Source organism: Caulobacter sp. GW456-12-1-14-TSB4, assembly GCF_059424195.1.
In genome coordinates, this window is sequence record NZ_JBWKZF010000023.1 from 58,285 (window position 1) to 80,783 (window position 22,499).

Consider the following 22,499-nt stretch of genomic DNA (forward strand, 5'->3'; position numbering starts at 1 on the left):
AGTCTCGGCCCGCCGGCGCTCGAACGCCGGGATCAACAAGGGAGGGGCGGCATGGCCCGCGAACAGGCGCTGCAAGCGCTGGAAACCTGGCATGACCTGCTGGAGAAGCGTGAGTTCGATCGCCTCCGGCCGCTGGCCGCCGAGACGGTGGTGTTCCGCTCTCCGGCCTTTTTCTCGCCCTATCCCGGCGTCGAGCCGCTGGTCCACATCATCGCCACGGTCAACACCGTCTTCGAGGACTTCGCCTACAATCGTGAGTTCTGGTCGGACGACCATGACGCCGTGGTGCTCGAATTCAGCGCCCGCGTCGGCGACAAGAAGCTGAAGGGCATCGACATCATCTCCTTCGACGACGCCGGCAAGATCAAGGAGTTCGAGGTGATGATCCGCCCGGCCAACGCCGCCGCCGCAGTGGGCGAGGCCATGGCCGCCAAGGCTGGTCCGCGCCTCAAGGAACTGCTGGGCAAGCCGGCCTAGGGGCAATCGACACTCAGGCCGAGGGGCCGAAAACCTCGTCCTTCGACAAGCTCAGGATGAGGTTTTCTACTGAACCGATCTGAGAAGTCGTCCTCATCCTGAGCTTGTCGAAGGACGAGGACGGACCCGCTGACTTGAATGTCGATCCGCCCTAGAGCGCCCGGGCTCGGCGTACCGTCCCTAGTGCGGCCGGGCCTGCGCCAAGGCCTGGGCCAGGCTCTCCAGCGAGAACGGCTTGCTCAGGAACGGCCAGTCGCCGGCCCGGGCGCGGCCCTGGTCGCCGCCGGTGTAGCCCGAGCACAGCACCACCGGCAGGCCCGGCCGATCCGCCGCCAACTTCTCGGCCAGGTCCACGCCGCTCTTGCCGCCCGGCATGATCACGTCGCTGAGCACCAGCTGGATGCCGTCGTCCTGGGCCAGGCGCGCCAGGGCCTCCTCGACGCCGCCGGCGCGGACGACCGAGTGACCCAGGTCGTGCAGCATCACCCCGACCAGTTCGGCGACCTGCGGGTCGTCCTCGACCAGCAGCACCCGCGAGGGGACCTGGGCCTGGACGTGGTCGACGGCCGGGGCGGTGTCGCCCGTCGGTGCGCCCTCGTCGATCGGCAGCAGCAGGGCCACGCTGGCGCCTTGGCCCGGCTTGCTCTCGATATCGACCGAGCCGCCCGACTGCCGCGCGAAGCCGTAGACCTGGGACAGGCCCAGGCCCGTGCCCTCGCCGGGGGCCTTGGTGGTGAAGAACGGCTCGACCGCGCGGGCGATGGTGGCCGGGTCCATGCCCATGCCGGTGTCGCGCACGGCCACGCGCAGATAGCGGCCGGGCTCCAGCTCGCCCTGCTTCTTGGCTATGGTGATCGGGCGGCTCTCGATGGTCACCTCGCCACCAGGCGGGGTGGCGTCGCGGGCGTTGACGACGAGGTTCAACAGGGCCGCCTCGAACTGGCCGGCGTCGATGCGGGTGGCGCGCACGCCCGCCCCCAGGCGCAGGTTGAAGGTGTAGGCGTCGCCCAGCGCGCGTTTCAGTAGGCCCTCGCACTCGGCAATCAGGCGGTCGACGCGGCACACCTCGGGCTTCAGCGGCTGGCGGCGGGCGAAGGCCAGCAAGTGTTGGGTCAGCTTCTCCCCGCGCTTGGCGGCGGCCAGGGCGGCGCTGATCATCCGCTCGCGGCGGCGCTCGTCGCCGGGATGGCGCTCGACCACGTCCAGCGCCCCGATGATCACGGTCAGCAGGTTGTTGAAGTCGTGGGCCACGCCGCCGGTCAGCTGGCCGATGGCCTCCAGCTTCTGCGATTGCAGGAGAGCGGCCTGGGCGGCGTCGCGCTCGGCCACGGCCGCCTCGACGCGCTCTTCCAAGAGCTCGTTGACTCCCGTCAGCTTGGCCTCGGCCTGCTTGGCGTCGGTGGTGTCGAAGGCGATGCCGATGAAGCCGGTGAAGGCCCCGTCCGGCCCGAAGCGCGGCTGCGAGAACGACTTCATCCAGCGCCACTGGCCGTCGGCCCGGCGATAGCGGCCCTCCAGGTGGAACGGCTTGCGCGAGGCCTCGCCCTGGACCTGGGCCTTGAGGATGTCGGGCAGGTCCTCGGGGTACAGCCGCGTGCGCCAGTCCATGGTCACCGCGCCCTCGTAGTCGAGGCCCGTGAACTCGACATAGGCCTTGTTGACGAACTCGCGGATGCCGCCGGGGCGCGATACCCACATCAGGGCCGGGGCGCTGTCGGCCAGCATGCGGAAGCGGGCCTCGCTCTCGCGCACGTTCTCCTCGGCGCGGCGGCGATTGGTGACGTCGAAGTTCAGGCCGATCATGCGGATCGGCTTGCCGTCCTCGTCGCGGACCACCTCGCCGCGACCATGGATCCAGCGCTCGCCCTGGCTGGTGTCGGCCAGGCGGTATTCGACCTCGTAGTCCCCGAAGGTCGTGAGGGCGCGCCGCACGTGCTCCTGGATCATGGCGCGGTCGTCGGGGTGGATGTAGCGGGGGATGTCGTCCAGGCGGATCACCGCGTCGTCCGGCATGCCCATGCCCCGGCGCGCGGGCAGCGACATGTTCACTTCGCCGGTCAGCAGGTCGTAGTCCCACGGACCGACGCCGGCGGCGGTCTGGGTGACGCGCAGCCGGGCCTCGGCCTCGGCCCGTTCCTCGCGCGCTTCGGCCAGGCCCCGCATCGCGCCGCGCAGGCCCTCGGCGACGGCGACGATCATGATCGCGCACAGCAGGTAGATGACCAGGGTGGCCAGCTCGTCCTCGGAGATCGGGACGCTGCCCTGGTCGCTCCACAGCCACCAGCCGAAGCCCGCCCCGGCGACCAGGGGGACCAGCCCCCAGCGCCAGCCGGCGTACAGCGTCACCAGCATGATGGCCGGGAAGAAGGGCTGGGTGGCGCCGACGCCGCCGTGCAGGCCCAGCAGCGCGACGCGCATCAGCACGGCCATGGCCACGCCGATCAGCGACGCCACGGCGCACCGCCACGCGGGCGGCGGAACCGGAGGGATCAACCAGGCGCTAATCAGCCCGTAGACAGGGCCAAGCTCGTCGGTTCGTTGATCGGAGACCAAGGATGGGGCGTCCTTTTTCTCCATTGCCGCTCCCCGTAAAAGTCTTGCCAAGAGCATGGACGAGCTTACCTAGGACACGCAACCGAGGAGATCACGATGGCCGACGCTTTGAACACCGGATTGAGCGCCAAGCAACGCGCGGACATCGCCGCTTCGCTGAACAAGGTGCTGGCCGACAGCTACGCGCTCTATCTCAAGACGCACGGTTATCACTGGAATGTTCGCGGTCCCAACTTCCAATCCCTGCACGTCTTGCTCGAAGGTCAGTACCAGGAGGAATGGGCGGCGCTGGACGATATCGCCGAACGCATTCGCGCTCTGGGTGAGCTGGCCCCGATGGGCTACGGCGCCTTCGGCAACCTCTCCAGCCTCAAGGACGGCAATCCCGAGAATGAGTGGGAAGCCATGCTGAGCGAGCTGAAGGCCGACAACGAAACGGTTATCCGCACCCTGCGCGACGCCTTCCCGGTGGCCGACGACGCCGGCGACGAGGCCACGGCCGACCTGCTGACCCAGCGCCTGCAGGCGCACGAGAAGCACGCCTGGATGATCCGCTCGACCCTCGGTAGCAAGTAAGCTGACCGAGGACGGGGTGGGGACCCTGACCGCGCATCAAGCCTGGAAGGCCGCCGCGACCCTGCTGGTCGTCGGCGGCCTTTCCGCCTGCGCGACCTATTACGTGCCCTCCGGTAGTGGCCGCGAGGGCGGACTGATGCGGGTGACCGGCAGTTTCAGCGAGCGTGGGTTGCGCCACTATGTCGCGGACTTCGACCCGGCCATGCTGGCCCTGGCCAAGCGCCACGATCCGCGCCCGAGGAAGGACTACTGGGGCCGCGTCGAGGGCTGGGAGGTCATCAACCTGAAGGCCATTCCGCGCCTGGGCGACCGCGTCCCGGACTTTGACGAAGCCCGCGTGATCAACGCCCTGCGACCGGCGGTCCCCGAGGACCTGGAATACGCCAAGCCGTTCGTGCTGACCGGCACGGCCGACGCTCGCGCCAAGGCGCTGAACTGCCTGACCCAGGCGGTCTACTACGAGGCCGGGTTCGAGCCGGGCGAGGGCCAGATGGCCGTGGCCCAGACGGTGATCAACCGCATGCGCCACCCCGGCTATCCGAAGTCGATCTGCGGGGTGATCTACGAGGGCGCGGCGCGCTCGACCGGCTGCCAGTTCAGCTTCGCCTGCGACGGCTCGCTGGCCCGCACGCCGCCGCCGGTCCTGTGGGCCAACGCCCAGGCCGTGGCCAAGCGGGCGCTGAACGGCTTCGTGTTCAAGCCGGTGGGCGTGGCGACCCACTACCACGCCGACTACGTCTCGCCCTATTGGGCCCCGACGCTGGTGAAGCTGAAGCAGTTCGGCCAGCACATCTTCTATCGCTGGACCGGTCCGGCCGGGATGCTGAAGGCCTTCACCGGCAAGTATTCGGGCAATGAGACGGTCAGCGCCGACATCCTGATGGCCGCCGACCCGCGCACCCTGGAGGCCGCGCCGCCGGAGGTGCTGGCCGCCCAGAACGCCCCGGCCGGGACACCGGTCCCGACGGGCGCGATGGCGCAGATGCTGGGGGTATCGAACCTGGTCCTGCCCGACGCCAAGCTGGTCTCGGTGCCGGACGCCAACTCGCCGACGGGCGAGCGGATCACGATGCAGGGGACGGTGGCAGGCCGGCGGATCCCGACGGCGGACGAGATCGCCAGGATCAACAAGGCGCTGGAAGCGGTGAGCGAACCGGCGCCAGCGGTGGTCGAGGCGCCGCCGGCGTCGCAGGCCGCGCCGCCGCCGGCCAAGAAGAGCTATTCCGGCAAGCCCAACGAAAGGCCGCGCCTGCCGATGTAGTGGGCCGCTACCAGACGCCGATCTTGTTGGCCTCGTTGTGGCTGATCGGATGATGCGCGGCCTTGTGGTCTTCCTCGGCCAGGAAGCGCACCGCCTCCAGGGCGGCCATGCAGCCCATGCCGGCGGCGGTCACGGCCTGGCGGTAGACGTCGTCGGTCACGTCGCCGGCCGCGTAGACGCCCTCGATCGCGGTCGAGGCCGTGCCCGGCTTGACGGTCAGGTAGCCGCCGGCGTGGGTTTCCAGCTGGTCCTTGAACAGCTCCGACGACGGGGCGTGGCCGATGGCGATGAACACGCCGTCGGCGGCCACGTCCCGGGTCTCGCCAGTCTTGACGTTCTTCAGGCGCACGCCGGTGACGCCCATGGGATTGGAGTCGCCCTTCACCTCGTCGATGGCGCTGTCCCAGATCACCTCGATCTTGGGGTGGGCCAGCAGGCGCTCCTGCAGGATCTTCTCGGCCCGCAGCTCGTCCTTGCGGTGGACCAGGGTCACCTTGCTGGCGAAGCTGGTCAGGAACAGGGCCTCTTCCACGGCGGTGTTGCCGCCGCCGACCACGATGACCTCTTTGTTGCGATAGAAGAAGCCGTCGCAGGTGGCGCAGGCGCTGACGCCGAAGCCCTGGAACTTGGCTTCGCTCTCCAGGCCCAGCCACTTGGCCTGGGCGCCCGTGGCGATGATGATGGTCTCGGCGATCCAGTCCTGGCCGCTGTCGGTCTTGACCGCGAACGGGCGCTTGGACAGATCGACGCTGGTGACGATGTCGCTGACGAACTCGGTGCCGACATGCTCGGCCTGGGCGCGCATCTGGTCCATCAGCCAGGGACCCTGGATGACGTCGGCGAAGCCCGGATAGTTCTCGACATCGGTCGTGATGGTCAGCTGGCCGCCGGGCTGGATGCCGGCGATCAGCACGGGCTTGAGCAGCGCGCGGGCGGCATAGATGGCGGCGGTGTAGCCGGCGGGGCCCGAACCAATGATCAGGCAGCGGGTCTGGCGAGGAGTGGTCGTGGACATGGCCGCAGATATAGTGTCGATTCCACCGCGAGGCGATGGGCTAGGCGGCGGTGAAAAACTCACACCGTGTCGAAGTCTTTTCACCTCGGTGGCGACCCTTGGTCATTGGGGTTATGTTGCGATCATGAACCCGCTGCTGGAACGCATCACGATCGAACCGGGCAAGGCCGGAGGGCGGCCGTGCATTCGTGGCCTGCGGATCCGTGTCCAGGACGTGCTGGAAATGCTGGCCAACGGGATGACCACGGCGGAGATCGTCGAGGACTATCCCTATCTCGAAGCCGATGACGTTCGCGCCGCGCTGGCCTATGCGGCCGCGGCGGTGGGTGACACCGCCGTCGTCGCCGCTTGAGATTCCTGGTCGACGCCCAGCTCCCGCCAAGCCTGGCGTCCTGGCTGCGCTCGAAAGGCCATGAAGCCCATCACGTGATCGATGTGGACTTGGCGGATGCGCCCGACGCCGCCATCTGGGCGCGGGCGATCGCCGAAGATTCCATGATCGTCACCAAGGACCGCGATTTCGTGGACTGGGCGCTGGCTCGAACGCCCAAGGCGCGCATCCTCTGGGTCCGGTTTGGCAATATCCGACGCGAGGCTTTGCTCGCCAGGATCGATGCGGTCTGGCCCAAGCTGTCCGAAGCCTTGGAGAGCGACGTGACGATCGTCGAGGTCGGGCGATAGGCTTGCGTCGCCGGTTGACGTCTCGTCCACGAATTCAGGGTTAATATGGGCGAAAGCTCAACGAGTTCTGCGCCATGTCCGCCCCCTTCATCGAGATCGCCGGCCGCAAGATCGGCGCTGACTTCTCGCCCTATCTCATCTGTGAATTATCGGGCAATCACAACGGCAGCCTCGAGCGCTGCCTGCAGATGGTCGACGCCGCCGCCGACACCGGCTGCGATGCGATCAAGATCCAGACCTACACCGCCGACACCATCACGCTGGACGTCGACCGGCCCGAGTTCAAGATCAGGGGCGGCCTGTGGGACGGGCGCACGCTCTATGAGCTGTACCAGGAAGCCCAGACGCCGTTCGAATGGCATGCGGCGATCTTCGAGCGCGCCAAGCAGCGCGGGGTGACGATCTTCTCCAGCCCGTTCGACGAGACCGCCGTCGATCTACTGGACGGCCTGGGCGCGCCGGCCTTCAAGATCGCCTCGTTCGAGGCCGTCGACCTGCCGCTGATCAAGTACGCCGCCTCCAAGGGCAAGCCGCTGATCATCTCGACCGGCATGGCCAATCTGCAGGAGATGCAGACGGCGCGCGACACCGCCCTGGCCGCCGGCGCGGCAGGGGTGCTGCTGCTTCACTGCGTGTCGAGCTATCCGGCCACGTTCGGCGACGCCAATGTCCGCACCGTGCCGGACATGGCCGCCCGCTTCGGCTGCCCGATCGGCCTGTCGGACCACACGCCGGGCACGGCCGCCTCGGTGGCGGCGGTGTCGGTCGGCGCCTGCGTGATCGAGAAGCACTTCACCCTGGCCCGCGCCGACGGCGGCCCGGACGCGGCCTTCAGCCTGGAGCCGATCGAGTTCAAGGCCCTGGTCGACGACACCAAGAACGCCTGGGCCGCCCTGGGCGCGGCCCACTACGACGTGCTGGGCGCCGAGCAGGGCAGCTTGCTGTTCCGCCGCTCGCTCTACGTCACGTCCGACATCAAGGCTGGCGAGCCGCTGTCTCGCGCCAACATCCGCTCGGTCCGCCCGGGCAACGGCCTGCCGCCGGCCGAGCTGGACAACGTCCTGGGCAAGACCGCGACGCGCGACATCGCGCGCGGGGAACCGCTGGACTGGTCTATGGTGGGCTAGGCGGCGCCCTAAGCCGCGAAGGGCTCGATGCTGGCGATGTCTGGCGAGACGCCGCGCTGGGCCATCTCTAGATCATAGCTGTTCTGCAGGTTCAGCCAGAACTGGGCGCTGGAGCCGAAAAGGCGCTCGAGACGTAGAGCCGTGTCAATCGTGATCGGCGTCTGACCGCGAACTAGCTTTTCGATACGGGGGCGCGCGATGTTCAGCCTCGCCGCGACCCGACCAGCGGTTAATCCATACGGCTTCATGAATTCTTCCAGCAGAATCTCCCCCGGATGGATCGGGGCGAAGGGATCGCTGGCGTCGGCGATGTTGGCGGCCATCGCGTCGTCCTTTGTCTTGAGCGGGTTGGTGCGCTCAGTGATAATCCACAAACTCCACGTCGGCTGGGCCTGCTTCCGTCCAGATAAAGACCAATCGGAACTGATCGTTCACTCGGATCGAATGCTGGCCTTGCCTGTCACCCGATAACGCTTCGAGACGATTGCCGGGTGGAAAGCGAAGGTCGTTCAAAAATACGGCGTCTTTCAGCATTCGGAGCTTGCGTCTCACAACGTGGATAAGATCGGAAGGAAAACCCTTGCCGGGGTGAACCCCGCCAAAGATCGCCTTCGCGCGTTCATCCTTAAAGCTCTGGATAGCCATCAACGCCTCCAGAGATGAATGTATCGTGGAGCGATACGTTTGTCAAAGAAATGGTGTCGCGACGCGATACGCTTCAGCCCTCGATCAACCCCAACCGCTTGCCCGTGACCCTGTCCAGCGTCCGCTTGGGCAGGACCTCGGTCATCAGCACCTGCATCGGCGAGGGCGAGACGACGTAGCGGACCTTGGGGCTGGCCGCCGTCAGGGCCGTGTGGATGGCCTCGCCGATCTTCTCGGGCGGCAGGCCCGACTTGCCGATGCCCAGCATGTACTGGCGCAGGCGCTCAAGGGCCGGCGCGTAGACGGTGTTGGCGTAGCGGGCGGTGTCGGTCTCGTCGGCCTTGTCCCAGATGGGGGTGGCGACCGCGCCGGGGGCGACGACCACGACATCGACGCCAAAGGGCAGGAGTTCGCGGCGCAGGGACTCCGACAGGCCCTCCAGCCCGAACTTGGTGGTGCAATAGGGGGCCATGAACGGGTTGGCGTTGCGGCCGCCGACCGAGGAGATGTTGACGATGCGGCCGGGGTCCTGGACCGGTTGAGAACCGCCCGCGCCGAGCAGCGGGGCGAAGGCCTGGGTGGCGATCACGACGCCGGTGAGATTGACCTCCAGCTGCTGGCGCCATTCGTCGACCGGCAGGTAGAGCAGCGGCCCGGCCACGGCGATGCCGGCGTTGTTGACCAGGCCCGCCAGGGTGGCCCCGGCCAAAGCCTTCTCGACCTGGCGCGCGCCGGCCCGGACGGCGGGGCCGTCGGTTACGTCGAACATCAGCGGGGTGAAGGCGTCGCCGAACTCGGTCTTGAGTCGGTCGGCGTCGGCCTGCTTGCGGACGCTGCCGAAGACGTGGAAGCCCTTGCCCGTCAGCACCTTGACCGCGCCCCAGCCGATGCCGGTGGACACGCCGGTGATCACCACCGATTTCTTCGCCATGTTCGCCCCTCCCTGGGTTGAGGCCAGGATAGAGCCAGGTGAACGCTGTTCGCTAGAGGGAGGCCAGGAAGATCTCGGCCGCTCGATCCGCGCCCTGGCCGTCGCAGAGGGCGGCGCTGGCGGTCGAAAGGGTCGCGCGGCGGTCGGCGCTCAGCAGCAGCTCCTGGGCCGTGTGGACGAAGGCGGCGTCGAAGTCGGGCGCGTCGATCGCCAGGCACGGCGTCGCGCCGGCCGCGTCCAGGGCGCGGGCGGAGGCGATCTGGTTGTCGGCCAGGATCAGGGTCAGGGCCGGCAAGGCCAGGACGCAGCGCTCCCAGGTCGTCGAGCCGCCGGCCCCGATGGCGAGGTCGGCGTCGAAGACCAGCTCCGGCATGTGCTGGGTGTCGACATGCAGCGTCAGGCGCGGGTCGTCGGCCGCCAGGGCCCAGAGCGCGGGCAAGCTGGGCGCGCCGCCGCCCAGGACGACGTCCAGCGTCGCCTCGCCGGCGATCGGGCGCAGCAGGTCCACGATGCGGCCGGTGACGCCGCCGACGTCGGTCAGGCCCAACGAGACCAGGATGCGGCGCACCGGTGGACGCTGAGCGCGGCGGGCCAGGGCGGCCTCGCGCAGGGCCGGGAAGGCGGGGCGGACGGGGGCGTAGGCCGGGCCGAGCAGCAGCTGGGCGGCTGGTGGGACGAGGCCGGCATAGTCCTGCGGTTTTCGCGCCGGGCCGGAGTCCAGCACCAGGTCGGCGGCCAGCGGCCGGTCGGCGAGATCGTCGATGACCAGGCTCGGTCGGCCCCTGGCGAGCGCGCGGTGATCGTCGGCGCTCAGGGCGTAGCTGTCGAACACCAGGGCGTCGAAGCCCTCATCGGCCTGAGCGCGGGGCATGTCGGGGGCGAAGGCGTCCAGCACCTTGGCGACTTCGGGCGAGACCAGGAACGCACAGGTCGCGCCGCGTGCTTCCAGCGCCCGCGCCAGGGTCAGCGACCGCATGACGTGGCCGCCGCCGACGCTGGGGCCCGCGGCGCAGACGAACAGGATGCGGGTCATGTCAGGAGGATGGCGAGGCTCAGCGGCGGTCGCTGCGCATGGACAGCCAGAACACCAACAGCGCGAGGCCAGCGCCGCCCACCATCGTCAGGGTGAACTGAAGGAAAGGGTCCATTAGTCCTCCAACGTTGTCAAAACATAGTGGAGAACGGCCTGCAGAGCAATGAAGGCAGCGGTGGCGCTGACGAAGTTCGGCAGGCTGAAATGGCCAGCCGTTAGCGGTTGAAGGCCTGCTGAGACGATCAGCGCGACGGACACGGCGTTGCAGGTAGTCGCGATTGCCTTCCGCCGCTCGTTGCGAGCGGCTTTGCTGATCGGACGTGGGAGCTCAGTCTCAACCATGTTGCGAACGTAACGCGAACATTCGCGTGCTCGCAAGCAGCAAAAATCAGGCTTTTGGTTTCACCGCGCGGGGTTTTCTCGGCTTCGGCGCGGGCTTCTCGACGGGCGCCTCCACGACCGCCTCGACCTTCTTCGCCCGAGGTTTGCGCTTCGGCTTCGGCGGCTCTTCGATCGCCGGGACCTCGACTACCGGCTCCGGGATCTCCACCCCGATCCGCGCCAGCACTTCGCGCGCCGCTCGGCCCGTCTCGTCGACCGGCTGATACGTCCAGCCGTGGAAAGCGCCGCCGTACGGCCGCGCCGCGCCCTGGCTTTCCAGCTCCTCGTGGAAGAGGCGGAACTTCAGGCTGGAGCCGTCCATCTTCAGCACGAACACCGGCTTGCCGGTCGAGGCCGCCTCGGTGGCCATGTTGGTCGAGTCTTCGGTGACGAGGATGTAGTCGGCCGCCGCCAGGAAGGCGAAATAGGGGTTGGGAGCTTCGCTGTCGCCGCTGCGGCTGGGCCAGACCATGCCGGGCAGGTGGCGCAGGCGGGCGGCCATCAGCGCCCGGGCCGGCTCGGGCGTGCGCCGCGAGAAGGTCATCAGCAGGGACCCGCCGTCCTGCTCCAGCGGGATCTGGATCGAGTGGGCGATCTGGGCCGCCCGCTCGCTGGACAGGTCGAAAGCCTTGGACTTGCCGCCGACCAGCACCGCCACGCGCGGACGGGGCAGGGGATCGATGACATCGGCGAAGGCCGCGTACTCGGCCTCCAGCCGCGCGGGCGTCACCCGGTGCGGCGAGCCGGTGATCGGCAGGATGTTGTCACCGGTCAGGCGGTCGTGCTTGGGCGGGATCACCAGGTCGAACATGGTGGCCGGCACGCGCGGGTCCTGGATCTGGACCACGAAGGTCTTGCCGCCAGACCAGCGCTTGGCGCGGATCGACAGGGGCAGGGTGGCGCGGCCGGCGGCGATCCAGACATCGGGCCAGTCCTCGCCCTTGCCGCGGGGAATGCCGCTTTCGGGCGTCAGCCAGCGCCTGGGCAGCAGATTCAGCCACCAGGGCAGGCGGCCGGTGTCGCCTTTCCAGCCCACGCGCTTGACCGTGACCTCGCAGGGGACCAGGCGCGCGATGGCGTCCGACAGGCCCACGACCTGGGCCTCGATGCCCGAACGGCCGTCGGACAAGGCCCAGACCTTCAGCGGGCGGTTTGGCAAGGGACGCTTGGGAGCTTCGGTCAAATCGACGACCCCGGACAACGCAAACGAAACGAGGCCGCTGATATGGCGACCTCGCTCCATTGTACTCGATTTATGGCGCAGCTGGGGCGGCGGGCCGCCTTACAGCCACTCCACCTTGAGGATCTCGTAGGCCTTGGTGCCGCCGGGCGTGTTGACCTCGACCACCTCGCCGACTTCCTTGCCGATCATCGCGCGCGACAGCGGCGAGCTGACAGAGATGCGGCCCGACTTCACGTCGGCTTCGTGTTCGCCGACGATCTGGTAGCGAGCCTCGTCCTCGGTGTCCTCGTCGACCACCGACACGGTGGCGCCGAACTTGACCTGCTTGCCCGACAGTTTCGACACGTCGATCACCTGGGCGCGCGCGATCTTGTCCTCGATCTCGGCGATCTGGCCTTCGATCCAGCCCTGACGCTCCTTGGCCGCGTGGTACTCGGCGTTTTCCGACAGATCGCCATGCGAGCGCGCTTCCGCGATCGCGGCGATCACGGCCGGTCGTTCGATGGTCTTCAAACGCTTCAGTTCTTCGTCGAGGGTTTGATACCCACCGACGGTCATCGGCACTTTTTCCATTGCGGATTTTAGCTCGGACGCCTTTGGGAGGAAATTCTTCCGGTCGCGGGCGCTCGCAACCGGGGGCTGGGAGGATAGGCGCCCAGTCCCTGATAGGCAAGAGGGGCGTGGCGGCGCTTGGATTCAGGGCGGGGCTACTCGTTCCAGGGCTGCGGTGTCGATGATTGCATCCTTGGGGCGGGTGTGGTCTGCATCCCGCCATTCAGTATGGGTTGGGGCGTATGGTCTGGTGGGGTCCCGCGCCGGCGGTGAGCGAGGCGCGGATGATCGGCGCGGCCGAGGCCGGCGTCCAGGTCGAAGCTCCGGCGCCCGAGGCCTCGCGCCAGAGCGCCGAGAGCGCGACCCTGGTCGATTCCGTCACCCTGGTCGATCCCGTCAAGGTCATCGCCCGGCGCGGCGCGGCCGAGGTTGCGCCCGAGGTCGAGTACGGCGCCGACGAGATCGACGGCCTGGGCGTCAACACCATCGGCGATGTCATCAGCCAGCTCAACGCCCGTAACGGCGGCGAGGGCGGGCCTGTGGTCATCATCAACGGCCAGCGGGTGGCGGACGGCGCCATCGTCCGGGCCTTTCCGCCCGACGCCCTGGTCCGGCTGGAGGTTCTGCCGCCGGGCGCGGGTCCGATCTACGGCGCGACGGCCCCTGGCCAGCGGGTGATCAATGTCGTGCTGCAGCGCCATTTCGTCAGCAAGGACGCCACGTTCAGCCGCAACGGGCCGATCCGGGGAGGAACCGCCACGGTCGTGGAGAACCTCACCCTGGGGCGGATCGACAACAACAACATCTCCAGCACCGGCGTCCAGGCCAGCCAGACCAGCTCGCTGCGGGCCGACGAGCGGCCGGACTATGTCGCGGCCCATCCCACGGCCGAGGGCTCCACCCTGCGGCCCGAAGCGCGGTCGCAGGGCGCGAGCTTGGCCATGATGCGCACGGTTGGCCGGGCCAACGGCGTGTTCGGCCTCCAGGCGCAGACCCAGGAGAGCCGCTCGGTCGTGGTCTCCGGCGGCCAGCCCGTGGTCAACCGCACGGGCGTCGACAGCCTGAACCTGTCGACCGGCGGGGGCGGCGAGATCCGCCGGTGGAACATCCAGGCCAACGCCACGGGACAGGCGACAAGGACCCGGGTCTCGGGCCTGGCCGCGTCGCGCACGATCAGCCAGGGCGGAACGCTGGGCGTCAACCTTTCGCGGGGCTTCAAGGTCCTGCCGGCGGGCGCCTTGCGCCTCAACCTGTCTGGGCAGGTCTCGGGATTGCGCACCAGCGCCCGGACCAGGCTGTCCCAGGTCGACTATTCCTCCCGCACCAGCCAGGTCGGGGGGACGGTCTCCATACCGCTGGCGGATCGCAAGCAGTGGGGCGGCCGGCTGGGCGACCTGTCGCTTGGACTGTCGGCCAGCCGCATCGACTCCGACGCCGGTCATGGCGACAGCCTGCGGGCCGGGCTGTACTGGACGAAAGGCCGGTATGTGGGCCTGGACGGATCGTGGTCGCGCGGCACGGATGCGCCCGCCGACACGCAGCGCTTCGCGCCGGTCAACTATGGCGACCCCAGGCTGGTCTACGACTTCCGGACTGGCCAATCGGTGGAGATCACCCCGATGATCGGGGGCAATCCCGACCTGCGCGCGTCGCGGCGCGATTCGGTGGACTTCGGGGCGCGGTTCGGTCCGTTCTCCCCCTGGCGGGCCACCGTCTCGACCAAGCTGAGCCACGCCGTCGCCGCCGACACGATCGGCGGCCTGCCCGAACCGACGGCCGAGGTCGAGGCGGCCTTCCCCGAGCGCTTCACCCGCGACGCCACCGGCCGCCTGGTGGCGATCGACCAGCGGCCGATCAACATCCAGTCGTCGTCCTCGACCAGCCTGTCCACGCGCCTGAACCTGTCGGTCCCGCTCGGCGCGCCCGCGACGCCCGGCGGGCGGAGGCGGTTCGCCCAGGTGGGGCTGAACCACACCTGGCGCCTGTCCGACAGTACGCTGATCCGCGACGGTCTGCCCCGGATGGACAGGTTGGCGGGGGACGGCGGCGGCGTGGCGAGGCGCTCCTTGAGTCTGTTCGCCAGTGGCGGGGTCGGGCCATGGCAGGTCAATGTCGCGGGCAGCTGGACCAGCGGGCGACGCAGCCGCGCCGCGACCGGTCGCGACGGGCCCAACGACCTGGTGATCGCGCCCCTGAAGTCGGCGAACCTGTCCCTGGCCTACGAATTCAGCCAACGCACGCCGCCGCCGGTCGGCGACACGGCGGTGACCCGCCGTCGCAATCGCGGCCTGTCGCTGGCCCTCGAGCTGAACAACCTGTTCGACACCCGGGCCAAGGCTCGGCTGGGCGACGGTCGTCCGGCCCCGGGCTATGGCCGCAACGACCAGGACCCGATCGGCCGCACCGCGCGCCTGGCGCTGTACGGACGGTTCTAGGCCCGCCGCATCGCGCGCCACGTCCCGTAGGTCAGCGAGCGCAGCAGCCATTCGGCCGGACCCATCTCGAAGGCCCTCAGCCACAGCACGCTGGCGATCCCCTGGCCCACCCAGATCAGCGCCGCCACGCCCATCAGCTGGGCGAAGCCGAACCTGTCGTAGAAGCCGAAGCCATAGAACAGGACCGAGGTCACCACCGACTGCAGGATGTAGTTGGTCAGCGCCATGCGCCCGACCGCCGCCAGCACCCCGCCCAGCGCCCCCAGCAGCCGGGCCTTGATCAGCAGCAGCAGGCCGCCCAGCCAGGCCAGGGTCATGAACAGGCGACCCAGCTCGTAGGTCAGCGGCTCCAGCGGCGTGGCGAACGAGTTGGCCAGGTAGCCGGTGGTCCAACGCGCGTAGACGACCCCGGTCCGCACCGTGACGCCCACCACCAGCCCGACCGCCAGCAGGGTCCAATAGGTCGAGGCCGGTCGCTCGCCCGTCAGCACGCCGGTCTGCATCAGGGCCACGCCCAGCAGCATGAAGGCCAGCGACTCCAATATTCCCATATGGGCGCCTTCATTGAGGTCGAGATTGAAGTTGCTCCATTGCTGCAGGCTCCAGGCCAGCAGGTCGGGCATGTGGGTGCGGGTCTGGCGTTCCTTCTCGCGGGCCTCGGGACCCAGGCGCTCCTTGATCCGGGCCTCGCGCTTCTCGATCGCCGCCTTCTGCTCCTTGGTCAGGGTCTTGCCGGCCGCCTTGGCCGCCATCGCCGCCTCGGTCGTGCGCATGGCCTCGACGTTCTTCAGCGCCGGGCCCGCGATGCCGATGGTCATCACCGCCAGCATGGCCACGGCCGCCGTCACCAGCATGCGCGGCGGCGCGCGCAGGAACAGCGGCAAGACGAGGCCGCACAGGCCGTAGTTGAACAGGATCTCGCCGGGCCACAGGAAGACGGCGAAGTTGATCACCCCCAGCCCCATCAGGGCGAAGCAGCGCGTGTAGTAGGCCTGCCGCGCCACGCTCGCGCGCTCGGCGTCGGCCTGGCGCAGCATGATCACCATGCCGGCTCCGAACAGCAGGGTGAACAGGCCGCGCATGGTTCCTGAGAAGCCGACGGTCTGGATGGCGAAGGCGATCCAGTCGGCATTGGCCGCGACCGGCAGGGGCGGTTTGCCCCAGTCGAACCGCAGGCCCATCTCCGGGATGTTCATCAGCAGGATGCCGAGAACGGCGACCCCGCGCAGGATGTCGAGCGCGTCGATGCGCGCGCCTTTGGCCACCGGGCCGAGCGTGATGGTGTCGGTATTCACGAGAGCCCCCGCCGTCGTTCGTTGGGGGAGTGTACGCAAAGTCCGGAGAACGACGCTACGTGAAATGCAGTGGCTAAAACTTCTCCACTATCCGGTCATCCCCGCGAAAGCGGGGACCCAAGCTGATCTTCGGGAAGGTGGCGCCGCCGTTGACATAGCTGCTGACCCAGCTTGGGTCCCCGCTTTCGCGGGGATGAGCGGTGTTGGGGGGGGCTGATCACGCGTAGTCGTACGGCCCGCCCGTCTCCAGCGCCCGCTGATAGGCCGGCCGCGCATGGATCTTCTCCAGGAACGCCTTCACATGCGGCCGGCTCGCCGCCCCGGCCCGCGCCGCGCCGGCTTCCAGCGGGAAGCTCATCACGATGTCGGCGGCGGTGAACTCCGGCCCGCAGAACCATGGGGTCTTGGTCAGTTCGGCTTCCCAGTAGTCGACATGCGTCTTGAGCTGCGGATCGACGAAGCCCTGCTGGGCCTTGTCGGCGATCGAGGTCACCAGCCACTTCAGCAGGCCCGGCGCGCGGGCCGGCAGGGCGGTGAAGACCAGCTTCAACAGCAGCGGCGTCATGGCCGAGCCCTCGGCGTAGTGCAGCCAGTAGGTGAAGCGCAGGCGCTCAGGGCTGCCCGCCGGCGGGATCAGCCGGCCGTTCCCGTAGGTGTCGAGGATGTACTCCACGATCGCGCCCGTCTCGGCGATCACGTGGCCATTGTCGGTGATGACCGGCGACTTGCCCAGCGGATGGATGGCCTTCAGCTCGGGCGGGGCCAGCATGGTCTGGGCGTCGCGCTGGTAGCGCTTGACCTCGTAGGGGACCCCCAGCTCCTCGAGCAGCCAGAGCACGCGCTGGCTGCGCGAATTGTTGAGGTGATGGACCACGAGCATCGGGTTGTCCCCATTATGGATAACTTGTCGCACCGACGATCGCTGTTCGTTCAACGTTCGGCAAGGTTTAGCTCGCTCTTCTCGCCCCCTAGTCGAGTCGGGGAGTGCGGATGACCGGAGCGTTCAAGCGGTTGTCTTTGGCGGGGAAGCTGATGGCCGCGGGCGGCGCCGCCCTGGGCGTTCTGCTGCTGGTCGCGTCACTGCTGATCAGCGTCGGCAGCGGCCAGGCCGTGCGGACCCTGGCCGAGCGCTACGCCGCCAGCCTGACCAGCGAGACGGCCATGGGGGTCAAGAACGACCTCGACGACGCCGACGCCGTGGTGCGCTCGGCCGCAGGCATGTTCTCGGCCACCTACGCCGCCGGTCAGCGCGACCGCGCCATCTACATGGCCCAGCTGAAGCCGATCGCCACCGCGTCCAAGGGCATGCTGGGCGGCTGGCTGATGTTCGAGCCGAACGCCCTGGGCGAAGACGCCGCCGTGGCCGGCAAGGCCGAGCTGGGCTCGACGCCGCTGGGCCGCTTCGTCGGCTACTGGGTGCGCGACGGCGCCAACCTGACCGCTGAACAGGGGGAAGACGGCGAGTTCGAGGAGGCCTTCTTCACCACCAGCTTCAAGAGCGGCAAGCCGGCGATCCTGGAGCCCTATTCCGACAATGTCGCCGACGGCGGCCAGCAGAAGATGGTGCTGATGACCTCGATCACCTACCCGGTGATCGCGGGCGGCAAGACCGTGGGCGTGATGGGCGCGGACCTGGCCCTGGGCGACATCGCCGCGCGCCTGAACGCGCTGAAGCCCTTCGACGACGGCCGCGCCATGCTGGTCTCGCCCGGTGGCCTGTGGGTCAGCCACCCCGACGCGGCGCTGCGGATGAAGGCCTATGCCGATCCCGGCCTGGACGTGGTCAAGCAGGTGATGGCCGACGGCAAGCCGGCCCTGATCCAGGGCGTCAAGCTGAACGGCCACAAGGCCCAGCGCCTGGTGGCGCCGGTCAGGCTGGCCTCGGGCGCGACCTGGGCGGTGGTGGCCGATGTTTCGGAGGCGGCCCTGCTGGCCCCCGCGCGCAAGCTGGCCCTGGGCCTGGCGATCGGCGGCCTGGTGCTGCTGGCCGCCGCGCTGTCGGTGCTGGCCGTCGCCTCGCGCAAGCTGATCGCCAGGCCCCTGCTGGGCCTGCGCGCCGCCGTCGGCCAGCTGGCCGAACACCGCTACGACCAGGCCGTGGCCGAGACCGACCGCGCCGACGAGATCGGGGCCATCGCCCGGGCGCTGGAAACCCTGCGCGCGGAGCTGGCCCGCGCCCAGGCCCTGCGCGACGAGCAGGACGCCCTGCGCCGCGCCGCCGACGCCGACCGCGATCGCGCCGCCGCCCTGACCCTCTCAATCGACGAGCAGGCCACCGTGGTCCGCCAGGTGGGCGAGGCCCTGGCCGCCGTGGCCGACGGGGATCTGAGCCGCCGCATCGCCGGCCCGTTCGCGGAGGTCTACGAGCCGCTGCGCGCCGACTTCAACACCGCCGTCCAGAGCCTGGAGCAGGCCATCGGCGAGATCGCCGAGGCGGCCGACGCCATCGGCGCGGCCAGCGACACGCTGAGCCGCTCCTCCACCGAACTGGCCCGCCGCACCGAGCGCCAGGCGCAAGGGCTGGAGCGCGCCTCGGGCTCGCTCAACGCCGTGACCGGCGCGATGGGGGAAGTGGCCGGCGGGGCCGACGAGACCCGCCGCCTGGTCGCTTCGGCCCGGGGCGAGGCCGACGAGGGCGGCGGCGTCGTCGCCGAGGCCGCCCGCACCATGGACCAGATCGACGCCTCCTCGCGCCAGATCGGCGACATCGTCGGCCTGATCGACGAGATCGCCTTCCAGACCAACCTGCTGGCGCTGAATGCCGGCGTGGAAGCGGCGCGGGCCGGTGAGGCCGGTCGCGGCTTCGCGGTGGTGGCGCAAGAGGTGCGAGCTCTGGCCCAACGCTCGGCGGGCTCGGCCAAGCAGATCAAGGACCTGATCAGCCAGTCCAACACCCGGGTCGAGGCGGGCGTCGCCCAGGTCGAGCGCACCGGCGCGGCCCTGCATGGCGTCGCGGACCGCATGGCCGGCATCGACGCGGCGGCCACGCGCATCGCCTCGTCGGTCCGCGAGCAGGCCCAGGACCTGACCTCGGTCAATGCCGAGGTGTCGGCGATCGAACGCTTCACGCAGGAGAACCTGGCCATGGTGGATCAGGCGCGGGTGGCCGACGAAGCGCTGGCGGGCGAGGGCGCGCGGCTGATGGAGCTGGTGGGACGGTTCCGGTTGGGGCGCGAGCGGGTGCGCCGGGCGGCTTAGCGCCCCCTCCGTCACGTCGCCTATCGGCGCCGCGCCACCTCCCCCGCAAGCGGGGCAGGAGGGAGCGTCTTCTCCTCCCCCGTGAAACGGGGGAGGTGGATCGCTGCGGATACGCAGCGAGACGGAGGGGGCGCTCGGCCTACTCCGCCGCCACCACCGCCTCGACCACATGCGCGCGGTACAGCACCGCCAGCAGGTCCGTCTGGGTGATCACCCCGATCAGCCGCCGGTCGCCGTCCACCACCATGGCCTCGTGGGTATGGCCGCTGGACAGGATCGGCAGCAGGGCCGCGATCGGCGTGGTCTCCATCACCTTGTGCACGAACGGATCGAGCGCCGCCTCGACGGTGCGATGGCGGTTGGTCTGCAGCTCGGCGCGGCGGGCCATGCCGATCACGCGGTTGTCGGCGTCCACCACCGGCGCGGCGCGCAGGTCGTGTTCGCGCAGGTAGGCCAAGGCGCTGTCGCCGGTCTGGTCGTGGTGCAGGCTGATGACGTCCCTGGTCATCACCTGGCCGCACAGGATCTGGGCGTGCAGGCGCTGGGCGGCCGACAGCTCGACCTGGCGGAAGAGGGCGTCCAGGTCGTCTCGGCTGACGTCCAGCAGCTCGCCGTAGCGGGAGAGGGCCGCATCCAGGTCGACGGCGTTGTAGCCCACGGCGCGCGGCGGCGGGGCGGGCGCGCGGTGCGGATAGGAGTGGCCGGTCAGCCGGCCCCATACCATGCCGGCGGCGGTCAGCAGCAGGCTGTCCACGGCCACCGGATTGAGCGCGAACAGATAGCCGGCCTCGGCGACCTTGGGTCCGCCGATCACGCAGATCAGCGCCACGGCCCCGCCGGGCGGGTGCAGGCAGCCCAGCAGCATCATGGTCCCGATCGCCAGCCCGACGGCCAGCGGCGCGGCGATCAGGGTCTGCGGGACCAGCATCGCCACGGTGACGCCGATCAAGGCCGAGACGATGTTGCCGCCCAGCACGCCGCGCGGCTGGGCCAGCGGACTGGCCGGGACGGCGAACACCAGCACCGCCGAGGCCCCGATCGGCGCCACCAGCAGCGGATGCAGCCAATCCCCTCCGCCAACCGCGAAACGTCCCAGCAGTCCCGCGAACAGCAGGCCGAGCAGGGCGCCGCCGCCGCCGCGCAGGGCGTCGAGCGGACGGATGGGGGTCTTGCCGCGAACGAGGGCGTGGAGCGAGGTCATCGGACGGCGGTCTTAGACCGAATGGCCGCGCGGGTCCTTTCGATTTTTGTACAGGCTGTTCAAGGAAAGCCGGGGTCGCGAGCGCGCATTGACTCTCGATTATTTAAAGTTGAGCGTCTCCGGTTCCGACAGTCGGAATCGTACAGAGGGCTTCATGGGTATTCGGGGTAAGGCAGTGGTCGCGATGGCGGCGCTGGGAGTCTTGGCGGCGTCTGGCGCCCAGGCCGAGAACGCCAAGGGCGAGGCGACCCTGGCCAAGATGCTGGAAGGGCGCACGGCGCTGTCCAGCGTCAACTGCATCGACACGCGCAAGATCATCACCACCCAGATCATCAATGGCACGGCCATCGTCTACCGCCTGCGCGGCAGCCCGACGCTGTACGTCAACCGCCCGACGGCCGGCGTGGATTCGCTAAACTCGAACAACACGATGATCGTCGGCGACACCCCCAGCCTGTGCGAGGGCAACAACATGTTCACCGGCGACAACGGCGGTCGCGGCGCCGCGGCCGGCTATACCGGCAGCGTCCAGCTGGGCGCCTTCATCCCCTGGCCCAAGCCCTAGGCCTGCCGGGCTAGACCTGCGGCAGCGTCGGCTGGTGGGCCAAGGGCTTCAGGTCCGGGTCCACCCACCAGCGGCGCGCGTCCACGGAAAACAGCCGCTCGCGCGACCAGTGCGTGAGCGGCCAGTCCTTGTCGCCCAGCGGCGTCGCCAGCAGCAGGGCCGCGGCCTGGGCGTCCGAGGTCCCGGCCGGCAGGGCCGCCTCGAAAGCGCGGATGGCGGCCAGATAGGCCTGGGTGATGGTCTCGTGATAGCCCATCGTCTCGGTGTTCTTGCCGCCGACCGCGACATTGTAGGTGCGGATCACCCACGGCAGGTCGCGCTCCAGATGGGCGTCGCGCAGGCGCACCAGCTTCAGGGTGGCGGTCAGGTGGGCGGCGTGGGTCCACTGCTCTTTCGGCAGGCTGCGGTCCAGCAGGCCCTCGACCAGGGCGGCGATCTCGGCGTCGGTGTAGCTCATGCAACGATCGTGTAACCGAATTCTGCTCTAAACGCGTGCAGTTCCCTAGCGTCAGGTGTTCGCCATGAACGTCACGTCCTCGACCTTCGCCGCCTCGCTGTCGCTGGCCAAGGTGCTCACGCCGGTCGATCCCTCGAAGACCGACGGCGCCAAGGCCGACGAGGCCAAGGACGCCTCGCCGACTTCGACCTCGGCCTATGGCTCGGCGAAGGAAGGCTCCTCGCCCGGCCAGGACGTGGCCAAGAAGCTCAAGGACATGAGCAAGGCGCTGATCGCCCTGACCCTGATCCAGGACCCGGTGGAGCGCGCCAAGGCGGCGGCCAAGCTCTACAAGGACTATTCGCAGGTGGCCAAGGACTATGCCGACGCCACGGCCGGCGGCCGCGAGGCGGCCCAGGCGCAGAGCGACCAGAACGCGGCCCAGAATGCCGCTCAAGCGGCCGGCCAGCCGGTCGATCCGAACGCGCCGCCGGCGGTGGCCACCGACGGGACGCCGATCCCGGTCGATCCGCAGGCCCAGGCCGCCCCTCAGGCCCAGGTCGTCGCGCCCGACGCGACGGGGGCTCAGCTGGCTCAACCGACCACCTCGCCGCTGATGATGTCGGGCGCCAAGCCGCGCTTCGCCGCCGACATCTACATGGAAGAGATCAAGACCTTCGCCGGCGCCGCCAAGCAGATGTACGAGGCCGCCGTCCAGGAGGCCAAGTTCAAGAAGCTGACTGGCAAGGGCGGCAAGGACGACGGCGCCGACGAGATGGAAGACGCCAAGAAGACCCTGACCGAAGCCGCCAAGGCGGTGGAGGGGCCGGACGCGACGGACGAGGTCCAGATGCCGAAGGGGGCGGGGTCGATGGTGAGCATGACGGCTTAAACGCCAAGACCCCTCTCCTTTAGGGAGAGGGAGGGGCCCGCGCGAAGCGTGGGAGGGTGAGG

At 69.2% G+C, this 22,499-nt stretch carries 22 protein-coding genes and 2 pseudogenes; 11 read left to right on the plus strand and 13 right to left on the minus strand.

Going from position 1 to position 22,499, the window contains the following annotated elements; genetic code table 11:
• Positions 1 to 51: 51 nt before the first annotated feature.
• The gene (locus AC07YH_RS19440) at positions 52 to 477 is read left to right on the plus strand and encodes a nuclear transport factor 2 family protein (RefSeq protein WP_494748604.1); all 426 of its coding nucleotides are present in this window, start codon (positions 52 to 54) and stop codon (positions 475 to 477) included.
• A 28-nt stretch (positions 478 to 505) separates the two neighbouring features.
• Positions 506 to 601 (plus strand): annotated as a pseudogene (locus AC07YH_RS19445) (hypothetical protein); the annotation flags it as partial.
• Positions 602 to 657: 56 nt separating this feature from the next.
• Here the strand turns inward: AC07YH_RS19445 and AC07YH_RS19450 are convergent.
• Positions 658 to 3,087 (minus strand): hybrid sensor histidine kinase/response regulator, encoded by a 2,430-nt coding sequence (locus AC07YH_RS19450; protein WP_494748605.1) that lies wholly within the window; start codon positions 3,085 to 3,087, stop codon positions 658 to 660.
• 39 nt (positions 3,088 to 3,126) lie between these two features.
• Here AC07YH_RS19450 and AC07YH_RS19455 point away from each other — a divergent pair, with 39 nt between their 5' ends.
• Together AC07YH_RS19455 and AC07YH_RS19460 are read left to right on the plus strand one after the other, a co-directional pair.
• Positions 3,127 to 3,606 carry a Dps family protein gene (locus AC07YH_RS19455; protein WP_494748606.1) on the plus strand — a complete coding sequence of 160 codons (480 nt, stop codon included), beginning with the start codon at positions 3,127 to 3,129 and terminating at the stop codon, positions 3,604 to 3,606.
• Positions 3,607 to 3,622: 16 nt separating this feature from the next.
• Positions 3,623 to 4,867 carry a cell wall hydrolase gene (locus AC07YH_RS19460; RefSeq protein ID WP_494748607.1) on the plus strand — a complete coding sequence of 415 codons (1,245 nt, stop codon included), beginning with the start codon at positions 3,623 to 3,625 and terminating at the stop codon, positions 4,865 to 4,867.
• Between the two features lie 7 nt (positions 4,868 to 4,874).
• Here AC07YH_RS19460 and trxB read toward each other — a convergent pair whose 3' ends face one another.
• On the minus strand, positions 4,875 to 5,882 hold the full coding sequence (gene trxB, locus AC07YH_RS19465; RefSeq protein WP_494748608.1) for a thioredoxin-disulfide reductase: 1,008 nt from the start codon (positions 5,880 to 5,882) through the stop codon (positions 4,875 to 4,877).
• A 124-nt stretch (positions 5,883 to 6,006) separates the two neighbouring features.
• Between trxB and AC07YH_RS19470 the strand changes: the two genes are divergently transcribed.
• The 3 genes from AC07YH_RS19470 to pseI all read left to right on the plus strand — a co-directional run bounded on the left by AC07YH_RS19470 (position 6,007) and on the right by pseI (position 7,690).
• Positions 6,007 to 6,234 carry a DUF433 domain-containing protein gene (locus AC07YH_RS19470; protein ID WP_494748609.1) on the plus strand — a complete coding sequence of 76 codons (228 nt, stop codon included), beginning with the start codon at positions 6,007 to 6,009 and terminating at the stop codon, positions 6,232 to 6,234.
• On the plus strand, positions 6,231 to 6,563 hold the full coding sequence (locus tag AC07YH_RS19475; RefSeq protein WP_494748610.1) for a DUF5615 family PIN-like protein: 333 nt from the start codon (positions 6,231 to 6,233) through the stop codon (positions 6,561 to 6,563). Before AC07YH_RS19470 ends, AC07YH_RS19475 begins: the two co-directional genes overlap by 4 nt.
• A gap of 74 nt (positions 6,564 to 6,637) precedes the next feature.
• Positions 6,638 to 7,690: a pseudaminic acid synthase gene (gene pseI, locus AC07YH_RS19480; protein ID WP_494748611.1), complete on the plus strand. Its 1,053-nt coding sequence runs from the start codon at positions 6,638 to 6,640 to the stop codon at positions 7,688 to 7,690.
• An 8-nt stretch (positions 7,691 to 7,698) separates the two neighbouring features.
• Here pseI and AC07YH_RS19485 read toward each other — a convergent pair whose 3' ends face one another.
• The 6 genes from AC07YH_RS19485 to greA form a co-directional block, all read right to left on the minus strand.
• Positions 7,699 to 8,013, minus strand: a complete 315-nt coding sequence (locus tag AC07YH_RS19485; RefSeq protein ID WP_494748612.1) for a HigA family addiction module antitoxin — start codon at positions 8,011 to 8,013, stop codon at positions 7,699 to 7,701.
• A 34-nt stretch (positions 8,014 to 8,047) separates the two neighbouring features.
• On the minus strand, positions 8,048 to 8,335 hold the full coding sequence (locus AC07YH_RS19490) for a type II toxin-antitoxin system RelE/ParE family toxin (RefSeq protein WP_494748613.1): 288 nt from the start codon (positions 8,333 to 8,335) through the stop codon (positions 8,048 to 8,050).
• 73 nt (positions 8,336 to 8,408) lie between these two features.
• Positions 8,409 to 9,266 carry an SDR family NAD(P)-dependent oxidoreductase gene (locus tag AC07YH_RS19495; RefSeq protein WP_494748614.1) on the minus strand — a complete coding sequence of 286 codons (858 nt, stop codon included), beginning with the start codon at positions 9,264 to 9,266 and terminating at the stop codon, positions 8,409 to 8,411.
• Between the two features lie 52 nt (positions 9,267 to 9,318).
• Entirely contained in the window at positions 9,319 to 10,299 is a 981-nt protein-coding gene (gene pseG / locus AC07YH_RS19500) for a UDP-2,4-diacetamido-2,4,6-trideoxy-beta-L-altropyranose hydrolase (RefSeq protein WP_494748615.1), read from the minus strand.
• Positions 10,300 to 10,687: 388 nt separating this feature from the next.
• Positions 10,688 to 11,863 carry a mitochondrial fission ELM1 family protein gene (locus AC07YH_RS19505; RefSeq protein ID WP_494748616.1) on the minus strand — a complete coding sequence of 392 codons (1,176 nt, stop codon included), beginning with the start codon at positions 11,861 to 11,863 and terminating at the stop codon, positions 10,688 to 10,690.
• Positions 11,864 to 11,962: 99 nt separating this feature from the next.
• A complete protein-coding gene (greA, locus tag AC07YH_RS19510; protein WP_494748617.1) occupies positions 11,963 to 12,436 on the minus strand; it encodes a transcription elongation factor GreA in 474 nt (157 codons plus the stop codon).
• Positions 12,437 to 12,657: 221 nt separating this feature from the next.
• Between greA and AC07YH_RS19515 the strand changes: the two genes are divergently transcribed.
• Positions 12,658 to 14,850, plus strand: coding sequence for a hypothetical protein (locus tag AC07YH_RS19515; RefSeq protein ID WP_494748618.1), 2,193 nt, complete (start codon positions 12,658 to 12,660; stop codon positions 14,848 to 14,850).
• On the opposite strand, the gene AC07YH_RS19520 is transcribed toward AC07YH_RS19515, so the two are convergent.
• Together AC07YH_RS19520 and AC07YH_RS19525 are read right to left on the minus strand one after the other, a co-directional pair.
• The gene (locus AC07YH_RS19520; RefSeq protein ID WP_494748619.1) at positions 14,847 to 16,145 is read right to left on the minus strand and encodes a DUF418 domain-containing protein; all 1,299 of its coding nucleotides are present in this window, start codon (positions 16,143 to 16,145) and stop codon (positions 14,847 to 14,849) included. The two genes, AC07YH_RS19515 and AC07YH_RS19520, sit on opposite strands and share 4 nt — an antisense overlap.
• 217 nt (positions 16,146 to 16,362) lie before the next feature.
• A complete protein-coding gene (locus tag AC07YH_RS19525) occupies positions 16,363 to 17,025 on the minus strand; it encodes a glutathione S-transferase family protein (RefSeq protein ID WP_494748620.1) in 663 nt (220 codons plus the stop codon).
• A 104-nt stretch (positions 17,026 to 17,129) separates the two neighbouring features.
• Here AC07YH_RS19525 and AC07YH_RS19530 point away from each other — a divergent pair, with 104 nt between their 5' ends.
• A complete protein-coding gene (locus tag AC07YH_RS19530; RefSeq protein ID WP_494748621.1) occupies positions 17,130 to 19,343 on the plus strand; it encodes a methyl-accepting chemotaxis protein in 2,214 nt (737 codons plus the stop codon).
• 20 nt (positions 19,344 to 19,363) lie between these two features.
• Here the strand turns inward: AC07YH_RS19530 and AC07YH_RS19535 are convergent.
• Positions 19,364 to 19,479 (minus strand): annotated as a pseudogene (locus AC07YH_RS19535) (hypothetical protein); the annotation flags it as partial.
• 3 nt (positions 19,480 to 19,482) lie between these two features.
• Positions 19,483 to 20,544 (minus strand): HPP family protein, encoded by a 1,062-nt coding sequence (locus tag AC07YH_RS19540; RefSeq protein ID WP_494748622.1) that lies wholly within the window; start codon positions 20,542 to 20,544, stop codon positions 19,483 to 19,485.
• Positions 20,545 to 20,698: 154 nt separating this feature from the next.
• On the opposite strand from AC07YH_RS19540, the gene AC07YH_RS19545 reads away from it, so the two are divergent.
• Positions 20,699 to 21,109 (plus strand): hypothetical protein, encoded by a 411-nt coding sequence (locus tag AC07YH_RS19545; RefSeq protein WP_494748623.1) that lies wholly within the window; start codon positions 20,699 to 20,701, stop codon positions 21,107 to 21,109.
• A 10-nt stretch (positions 21,110 to 21,119) separates the two neighbouring features.
• Here the strand turns inward: AC07YH_RS19545 and AC07YH_RS19550 are convergent, their stop codons facing one another.
• Complete coding sequence (locus AC07YH_RS19550; protein ID WP_494748624.1) at positions 21,120 to 21,566, minus strand: hypothetical protein; 447 nt, start codon at positions 21,564 to 21,566, stop codon at positions 21,120 to 21,122.
• Between the two features lie 64 nt (positions 21,567 to 21,630).
• Here AC07YH_RS19550 and AC07YH_RS19555 point away from each other — a divergent pair, with 64 nt between their 5' ends.
• A complete protein-coding gene (locus AC07YH_RS19555) occupies positions 21,631 to 22,437 on the plus strand; it encodes a hypothetical protein (RefSeq protein ID WP_494748625.1) in 807 nt (268 codons plus the stop codon).
• The last annotated feature ends 62 nt before the right edge of the window (positions 22,438 to 22,499 follow it).

Coding starts and splice junctions, on each gene's coding strand:
- AC07YH_RS19440 (WP_494748604.1), top strand. CDS start 52: ATGGCCCGCGAACAGGCGCTGCAAGCGCTGGAAACCTGGCATGACCTG.
- AC07YH_RS19450 (WP_494748605.1), bottom strand. CDS start 3,087: ATGCTCTTGGCAAGACTTTTACGGGGAGCGGCAATGGAGAAAAAGGAC.
- AC07YH_RS19455 (WP_494748606.1), top strand. CDS start 3,127: ATGGCCGACGCTTTGAACACCGGATTGAGCGCCAAGCAACGCGCGGAC.
- trxB (WP_494748608.1), bottom strand. CDS start 5,882: ATGTCCACGACCACTCCTCGCCAGACCCGCTGCCTGATCATTGGTTCG.
- AC07YH_RS19470 (WP_494748609.1), top strand. CDS start 6,007: ATGAACCCGCTGCTGGAACGCATCACGATCGAACCGGGCAAGGCCGGA.
- pseI (WP_494748611.1), top strand. CDS start 6,638: ATGTCCGCCCCCTTCATCGAGATCGCCGGCCGCAAGATCGGCGCTGAC.
- AC07YH_RS19485 (WP_494748612.1), bottom strand. CDS start 8,013: ATGGCCGCCAACATCGCCGACGCCAGCGATCCCTTCGCCCCGATCCAT.
- AC07YH_RS19490 (WP_494748613.1), bottom strand. CDS start 8,335: ATGGCTATCCAGAGCTTTAAGGATGAACGCGCGAAGGCGATCTTTGGC.
- AC07YH_RS19495 (WP_494748614.1), bottom strand. CDS start 9,266: ATGGCGAAGAAATCGGTGGTGATCACCGGCGTGTCCACCGGCATCGGC.
- pseG (WP_494748615.1), bottom strand. CDS start 10,299: ATGACCCGCATCCTGTTCGTCTGCGCCGCGGGCCCCAGCGTCGGCGGC.
- greA (WP_494748617.1), bottom strand. CDS start 12,436: ATGGAAAAAGTGCCGATGACCGTCGGTGGGTATCAAACCCTCGACGAA.
- AC07YH_RS19515 (WP_494748618.1), top strand. CDS start 12,658: ATGGTCTGGTGGGGTCCCGCGCCGGCGGTGAGCGAGGCGCGGATGATC.
- AC07YH_RS19525 (WP_494748620.1), bottom strand. CDS start 17,025: ATGCTCGTGGTCCATCACCTCAACAATTCGCGCAGCCAGCGCGTGCTC.
- AC07YH_RS19540 (WP_494748622.1), bottom strand. CDS start 20,544: ATGACCTCGCTCCACGCCCTCGTTCGCGGCAAGACCCCCATCCGTCCG.
- AC07YH_RS19545 (WP_494748623.1), top strand. CDS start 20,699: ATGGGTATTCGGGGTAAGGCAGTGGTCGCGATGGCGGCGCTGGGAGTC.
- AC07YH_RS19550 (WP_494748624.1), bottom strand. CDS start 21,566: ATGAGCTACACCGACGCCGAGATCGCCGCCCTGGTCGAGGGCCTGCTG.
- AC07YH_RS19555 (WP_494748625.1), top strand. CDS start 21,631: ATGAACGTCACGTCCTCGACCTTCGCCGCCTCGCTGTCGCTGGCCAAG.